At 69.8% G+C, this 7271-nt stretch carries 7 protein-coding genes; 2 read left to right on the forward strand and 5 right to left on the reverse strand.

The features are described from left to right. Window positions 1-294: 294 nt before the first annotated feature. The 3 genes from DW306_RS00995 to DW306_RS01005 are packed head-to-tail and all read right to left on the reverse strand — an operon-like array spanning window position 295 to window position 2553. Window positions 295-864, reverse strand: coding sequence for a DNA-3-methyladenine glycosylase I (locus DW306_RS00995; RefSeq protein ID WP_136053789.1), 570 nt, complete (start codon window positions 862-864; stop codon window positions 295-297). A gap of 54 nt (window positions 865-918) precedes the next feature. Beyond that, a complete protein-coding gene (locus DW306_RS01000; protein ID WP_136053790.1) occupies window positions 919-1758 on the reverse strand; it encodes a PfkB family carbohydrate kinase in 840 nt (279 codons plus the stop codon). A 12-nt stretch (window positions 1759-1770) separates the two neighbouring features. After that, window positions 1771-2553, reverse strand: coding sequence for a GntR family transcriptional regulator (locus DW306_RS01005; RefSeq protein ID WP_136053791.1), 783 nt, complete (start codon window positions 2551-2553; stop codon window positions 1771-1773). Between the two features lie 140 nt (window positions 2554-2693). Here DW306_RS01005 and DW306_RS01010 point away from each other — a divergent pair, with 140 nt between their 5' ends. Further along, window positions 2694-4106, forward strand: coding sequence for an MFS transporter (locus DW306_RS01010; RefSeq protein WP_240746999.1), 1413 nt, complete (start codon window positions 2694-2696; stop codon window positions 4104-4106). An 18-nt stretch (window positions 4107-4124) separates the two neighbouring features. Then, the gene (locus DW306_RS01015) at window positions 4125-5102 is read left to right on the forward strand and encodes a nucleoside hydrolase (RefSeq protein WP_136053792.1); all 978 of its coding nucleotides are present in this window, start codon (window positions 4125-4127) and stop codon (window positions 5100-5102) included. Here the strand turns inward: DW306_RS01015 and DW306_RS01020 are convergent. Both DW306_RS01020 and DW306_RS01025 read right to left on the reverse strand, forming a co-directional pair. Further along, a complete protein-coding gene (locus tag DW306_RS01020; protein ID WP_136053793.1) occupies window positions 5095-6138 on the reverse strand; it encodes an NAD(P)-dependent alcohol dehydrogenase in 1044 nt (347 codons plus the stop codon). The genes DW306_RS01015 and DW306_RS01020 overlap by 8 nt on opposite strands. 94 nt (window positions 6139-6232) lie before the next feature. Beyond that, the coding region (locus tag DW306_RS01025) for an acyl-CoA dehydrogenase (protein ID WP_275092141.1) at window positions 6233-7271 on the reverse strand (1039 nt) is incomplete at its 5' end.

Below are 7271 nucleotides of genomic sequence, written 5' to 3' on the forward strand. Positions count from 1 at the left end.
GACGTCTTCGTGATCCAGACGCCGCCGTCGTTCAGATCGACCTTCGTCGTGGGGAAGCCCTCGTACGTGAGCGCCATGGTCGTGATGGCGATGACGCCGGCGGTGACCCCCGCGGCCGCGGCCAGCGTCTTGGGTCGCGCGCGCATCCACGACAACGCCTTCATACCCGGTTCCCCCCAGGGTCATACACACTCTTCGGCTTCCACCGCCGCCCAGCGGGCGGACGGCGCACCCGTTCATCCTAACCACGTCCGGAATATCGCTTGACGGGCAGACCTGCCCGTCTCGGGCAGCTCACGCCCGCCAGCATCCCTCCAGGTGGTCGTCGACCATGCCGGCCGACTGCATCAGCGCGTACATGGTGGTCGGCCCCACGAACCGGAACCCGCGACCGCGCAGCTCCTTGCTCAGCGCGGCCGACTCCGGCGTGACGGCGGGCACGTCGGCCATCGACGACGGACGGATGCCGGATGCCGGTGGCGCGAACGACCACATCAGCTCGTCGAGCTCTCCCTCACCCATCTCGCGGACCAGGCGGGCGTTGCCGATGGTCGCCTCGATCTTCGCGCGGTTGCGGATGATGCCGGCATCCGCCATCAGGCGCTCGATGTCGGCCTCGTCGAACTCCGCGACGACGTCGGGCTCGAAGCCGGCGAACACCTCGCGGAACCGCGGGCGCTTGCGCAGGATCGTGATCCACGAGAGCCCCGCTTGGAAGCCCTCCAGCGCCATCTTCTCGAACAGTGCACGGTCGCCGTGCAGCGCCGTTCCCCACTCCTCGTCGTGATAGCGCCGGTACTCGACATCGTCGCCCACCCAGGCGCAGCGGGCACGGTCGTCGGGGCCCACGAGGAGAGAAGTCATCGGGCCAGGCTATCCGCGGCGACCGACATCGCCGCGATGGATCACCTCACCCGTTCAGGCCGGCAGATAGGCGTCGTAGCGGGAGAGCAGCGGCTGCGAGCGCGGATCCGCCACGGCCGCGGCGCCCACGGCGCACGCGGCGGCGAGTGCGCGATCGGCGGCGACCCCCGAGGCGAGCCCGATCGTGAGCGCGGCGCAGAAGGCGTCGCCCGCGCCCACCGTGTTCTCCACGGTGGTCTCGACCGCCGGCGCCGCGGCGACCTCGACGCCCGACTCGAACAGCTTCGCGCCCTCGGCCCCGTAGGTGACCGCGACGCGCTTCGCCGCACGCAGGGCGGGGATCAGCGCGTACTCGGTCTCGTTGACGATGATGAGGTCCGCGCGCGCGAGCACCGACTCCGGGAGGTCGCGAGCCGGGGCGGCGTTCACAGCCAGGTAGCCCCGCACCTGCTCGGCGAGCGCGACGACGAGGTCCATCGAGATCTCGAGCTGCGCGAGCACGGCCTCATCCGCCGCGAACTCGACGCCGGCGAGGTCGATGTCGCCGTTGGCTCCTTCGCACACCGCGATCTGGTTCTCCCCCTCGCGGTCGACGACGATCAGAGCGACCCCCGTCGGCTCCTCGCTGGTCTGCACGCTCGTCGTGTCGACGCCGGCCGCCTCGAGCTCCGCACGCATCCAGGCGCCGTCGGGATCGGTGCCCACCGCGCCGATCATCCGGACGGCGGCGCCGAGCCGTGCGGCCGCCGTCGCCTGGTTCGCGCCTTTCCCGCCCGCCTCGCGGACGAGACGACCGCCGCCGACCGTCTCGCCGGCCTGCGGAAGTCGCTCGGCGCGGGCCGTGAGGTCGACGTTGATGCTGCCCACGATGGTGAGGGGAAGGGGATTCTGCACGGATGCTCGCAATCAGGAGGTGGTCTGGACGACGGAGAGGTGGCCGACGCGGGACGAGACGATGCACTTGGCCAGGTAGACGGGCATGCCGCCGGTCGTCACCGTCTGGGTGAGGATGAGCACGGGGTCGGCGGCGCCGAGACCGAGCAGCTCTCCGCGCGAGGAACCCACGACGTTGACGGTGATCTCGCACACCGCGGAATCGAAGACGACGCCCTGTTCCCGCAGCGCCGACAGGACGCTCGACGATGACGCGGCGGCCTGCTCCAGTCCGTCGGCGATGGCCGGGCTGATGTCGCTGAGATAGCGTCCGGCGGGCAGGTGCTCCTGCAGGATCGCGACCGGTTCGCCGTGCCGCTCGACGACGGCCTCGCGGAACCAGGTGTTCGCGGCCGCATCGAGGGCGAGCTTGCTCGAGGTGAAATCCGTCGTGGACTGCAGGTCGAAGCTGATCGCGCGGACGACCACATCGTCCTCACCGTCGGAGAGGGCCTCCTCGAGCGGGCGCAGCTCCTCCAGCCCCACGCGGGGCAGGTCGTCGGCGACGAATCGCCCGATACCGCGGCGGGTGAGGATCAGCCCGTCCTCTTCGAGCAGCATGAGGGCTTCCCGCACGACCGTGCGGCTCACCCCGAGCGCCGTGCCCAGCTCGGTCTCCCGCGGAAGGGCGGAACCCAGCTCGAACACGCCGGAGCGGATGCCGTCGGCGATGCGCGAGTACACCGCCACGCGCAGGGGCTGGCCGACGGTGCTCGTCAGACTGCGACCGAGGAACTGGTCGATCTCCTTCGTCATGCCGGGTTCCTTCCGTGGCGGTACGAGGGCGGATGCCCCTCGTATTCAAGCACGAGATGTCCCGTGTTGACGATGTTGGACCGGAGAGGTATAACATCAGACAGGCCTCACCCGAGGGCACCCCTGACGAAGGAGTCTCCGTGCACACCTCTGCCACCACCGCATCTCCGGGCACCGACGCCCGCGAACCCGTGCGAGGAGCCCGCGCCGTCGGGCTGGTCGCGACGCTCATCCTCGGCGTGCTGTCCTACCAGCTGAACGCGAGCATGATCACGCCCGCACTGCCCGACATCGCCGCCCAGCTCGGCGAGGACATCGGCCAGGTGGCGCAGGTGTCGTCGCTGTTCTTCGTCGCCGGCGCCGTCGGCGGCGTGGTGCTCGGCCGATGGAGCGACTTCATCGGCCGCAAGCGCGCACTGTTCCTCGTGCTCGGCATCCTCTCGGTCGGCACGCTGCTGTGCCTCTTCGCGCCGAACCTGACGGTGCTGCTCATCGGCCGCGTGCTGCAGGGCGCCTCGAGCGCCGCGTTCCAGCTGGCCTACGTCATCCTCAGCGAATCGCTCAGCGCCAAGGTCTTCGGCACCACGCTCGGCATCATCACGGCCGTCAACGGCGGCGTCGGCGGAGTGGACGGCTACATCGGCGGGCTGCTCAGCGAGACCTTCGGCTTCCGGTCGATCTTCGTCGTGATCTTCCTCGTCGGCCTCGTGGCGATCGTCTGCGTCGCCCGGGTCATCCCCTCCTCCCCGGGCGGAGCATCCACCGGGAAGATGGACTGGTGGGGCGCCGCGGTCCTGTCGATCGCGCTGATCTGCGTGACGTACTTCGTCTCCTCCGGGCCGGGCGCGGGCTGGCTCGCCCCGATCACGCTCCTCTACCTCGGCGGCACGGTCGTCGCCCTCGTGGTGTTCTGGTTCGTCGAGAAGAGCCGCGCGACGCCGCTGATCGCCGTACAGCACCTGCGTTCACGTCAGGTGTGGCCGGTGCTCGCGACCACCGTCCTCACACTCTCCAGCGTCTTCGCCGTCATCAACTTCACGGTCGTGCTGCTCAGCCAAGACACCGCGAACGGCTTCGGACTCGATGCCGCGACCGCCGCGCTGCTGTTCCTCGCGCCGCCCGCACTGATCGGCGTCTTCGCGGCGCCGATGTCGGGATGGCTCGCCGGGCGCAAGGGCTGGATCCCGATCCTGCGCATCGGCATGGTCGCCTGCCTCGTGCTGCTGATCGTCATCGCCTTGCTCCCGCAGAGCTTCTGGGTCGTGTTCGCGATGATCGCGCTCCTCGGCGTCACCTACAACGGCATAGTCTTGACGACGATCAACGGCCTGGGCGTCGTGCAGTCGCCCGCCGAAGCACCGGCCGCACTCCCCGGGCTCAACGGCAGCGCGTTCGGAATCGGCGCCGGTCTCGGCATCGGCATCGTCGCGCCGTTCGCCGCGCAAGGCACGCCGGGCGGCTACGTCACGGCGCTGTGGATCTCGGTCGGGATCACGGCCCTCGCCCTCATCACCAGCTTCCTCATCACGCCGCGGACCGCGGCCGACGCCTGAACCACACCGGAGCACTCCATGACAGAGAACACCACCCGCCCCGTCTACTTCGACTGCGACACCGGCATCGACGACTCGCTCGCCCTGGCCTACCTGCTCGCCTCACCCGAGATCGCGCTCGTCGGCATCGGCACGGTCAGCGGCAACACCAGCTCGACGCAGGCAGCCGTCAACACACTGGGTCTGCTCGCCCTCGCCGGCCGCGATGACGTGCCGGTGGCCGTCGGCGCGCACGACTTCCTCACGCATCCGTTCGACGGCGGCGCCCCGCACGTGCACGGTGACAACGGCATCGGCGAGATCGACCTGACGCCCGCGACCCGCACGCCGGAGGACGAGGATGCCGCGCAGATGCTGATCCGGCTCTCCCATGAGTATCCGGGTGCGCTCGAGGTCATCGCCGTCGGTCCGCTGACGAACCTCGCGACAGCGCTCGCGCTCGACCCGACCCTCCCGTCGCGGGTGAAGCAGGTGACCGCGATGGGCGGCGCCGCGCTCGTACCCGGCAACATCAGCCCGGTCGCCGAGGCCAACATCGGCAACGACCCGGAGGCTGCGGCGGCGACGGTCTCGGCGGACTGGCCCGTCACGCTGGTGCCGCTCGACGTCACGATGGAGAACGTGTTCGACGAGGACGACCGGGCGACCCTGCTCGCCTCCGACCTCCCGCTCGCACGGACCGTCGGCGAGATGCTCGGCTTCTACTTCGACTTCTACGTCGGCACCTACGGCGAACGCTGCAGCGCCCTGCACGATCCGCTCGCCGCAGCGATCGCGGTAGGCGGGGTGTTGGCGACGAACGCTCCCGCCGTCTCCGTCGTGGTCGACACCTCGCAGGGGCCGGCGCGCGGGCAGGTGATCTGCGATCTGCGTGGTCAGCGCCGCGGACCGGTCGACCAGCCCGGCGCCACCGTGCGCGTGGTGCTCGGCACCGACGCCCCGCTCGCCCCGCACCTCGCCGCGCGGATCACCGGCGCCGAGGTGCTCGTCAGCTGATCGTCGCGGCGTCGATCACGAACCGGTACCGGACGTCCGAGGCCAGCACCCGCTCGTAGGCGGTGTTGATCTCGGATGCCGGGATCACCTCGATCTCGGCGGCGATGCCGTGCTCGGCGCAGAAGTCGAGCATCTCCTGCGTCTCGCGGACGCCGCCGATGTTCGAGCCCGCGAGCGAGCGGCGTCCGCCGATGAGCGACATGACCTGCACAGGAAGCGGCTCGGCGGGAGCGCCGACGCACACCATGGTGCCGCCGACATCGAGCAGGCTCAGGTACGCGCGCATATCGATCACGGCGCTCACGGTGTTGAGGATCACGTCGAAGGAGCTGCGGAGCTCCCGGAAGGTCTCGCGGTCGCTCGTCGCCCGGTAGTCGTCGGCGCCGAGCCGCAGGCCGTCGTCCTTCTTGCCCAGCGTCTGCGACAGCACGGTCACCTCGGCGCCGAGCGCGTGGGCGATCTGCACGCCCATGTGCCCGAGCCCGCCGAGTCCGACGACCGCGACGCGCGTGCCCGGACCGACGTTCCAGTGCCGCAGCGGCGAGTAGGTGGTGATGCCGGCACAGAGCAGCGGTGCCGCCACGTCGAGCGCGAGGGCATCGGGGATGCGGAGGACGAACGCCTCGGTCACGACGACCTGCTCGGAGTAGCCGCCCTGGGTGACGGTGCCGTCGAGGTCCGTGGAGCCGTAGGTGAAGATCGCACCCTCGGTGCAGAACTGCTCGTCGCCGCGCAGGCAGTTGCGGCACTCGCCGCAGGAGTTCACCAGGCATCCGACGCCGACCCGGTCGCCGACGGCGTGCTTCGTGACCTCGGCGCCCACGGCCGCGACGGTGCCGGTGATCTCGTGCCCGGGGGCGAGCGGATACTGCTGCGGCCCCCAGTCGCCCTGCACCGTGTGGATGTCGGAGTGGCAGATCCCGGCGAAGGCGATGTCGATGAGCACGTCGAGCGGACCGAGCTCACGGCGTTCGATGACGGTCTTCTCGAACGGTGCGGCTTCGCTCGGTGCGGCGTAGGCGGTGACAGTGGTCATCCTGTCGACATTACCCGCCCCACCCTTTTCGAATCGCGCGAATGGTCGGAATCCCCGCCCTGAGGCGACCAGTTGCGCGATTCGAAGGATGAGATCAGCGCTTCTTCAGATCGCCGAGCGGCTCGCGCTTGGTCTTCTTCTCCTTCACCGGCGCCTCACCGGAGGCCTCGAGGTCGGCGTAGTACGCGCGCGCCTCGTCCTGACGCTGCTTCTCGATGCCGCTCGCGATGGGTGCGCGCACGTGCTCGGGCTCGTACCCGAACGCGTCGACGAGGTCGAGCGCGTACGGACGCAGCCGTGCGCACAGCCGGTCGATGTAGCTCGATACGGCGGCGGCGCGCTGGGTCGACAGGCGGCCGTTGATCAGGTGCCAGGCGAGGTGCTTCTCGATGAGCTGCAGACCGAAGAGGTCGCGCAGCCAGGTGAGCACCTTCTTGGTATCGGCATCGTCGATCTCGTGCACGGCGTCGGTGAACGCCTCCCACTGCAGCAGCTCTCCGTGGGCGCGGGCGGCTTCGATGAGCTCGGCTTGGTTCTCGTTGAACAGGCGGGAGCCCAGCGCCTTGTCCTTCGCGCCCGGGCGCAGCCGTCCGGCGACGTCGGCCACCATCTGCTGCACGCGACCGGCGAGCAGGTCGTGCTGCTGCTCCTCGCGGAGGCCGCGCTCCACCGAGCGCGACACCTGACCGAAGTCGGAGACGGCCTGGCCGAGCTGACGCAGACCCGCCCCGTGGAAGACCTTGCCCGCGGTCATGCCGACCGCGAACTTCGCCAGCGCCGCGGCATCCTTGCCCTTGAACTGGCTGGCATAGTCGGTGAGCAGTCGCTTGCCGACCAGCTGCAGCAGGACATTGTTGTCACCCTCGAACGTGACGTAGATGTCGAGGTCGGCGCGGAGTCCGACCAGGCGGTTCTCGAACATGAAGCCGGCGCCGCCGCAGGCCTCGCGCGCCTCCTGCAGCGTGTCGAGCGCATGCCACGTCGACAGCGGCTTGAGCGCCGCAGCGAGCGTCTCGAGATCTTCGCGATCGGCCGGGGTGTCGGTGCGACCGGAGAAGACGCCGTCGAACTTCTGCAGGAACTCGTCGTGCGCGAAGATCTGCGCGTACGTCGTCGCGAGGCGCGGGAGCAGC

The organism is Microbacterium sp. K24 (genome assembly GCF_004794465.1).
GTDB lineage: Bacteria > Actinomycetota > Actinomycetes > Actinomycetales > Microbacteriaceae > Microbacterium.

Coding starts and splice junctions, on each gene's coding strand:
- DW306_RS00995 (WP_136053789.1), bottom strand. CDS start 864: ATGACTTCTCTCCTCGTGGGCCCCGACGACCGTGCCCGCTGCGCCTGG.
- DW306_RS01005 (WP_136053791.1), bottom strand. CDS start 2,553: ATGACGAAGGAGATCGACCAGTTCCTCGGTCGCAGTCTGACGAGCACC.
- DW306_RS01015 (WP_136053792.1), top strand. CDS start 4,125: ATGACAGAGAACACCACCCGCCCCGTCTACTTCGACTGCGACACCGGC.
- DW306_RS01020 (WP_136053793.1), bottom strand. CDS start 6,138: ATGACCACTGTCACCGCCTACGCCGCACCGAGCGAAGCCGCACCGTTC.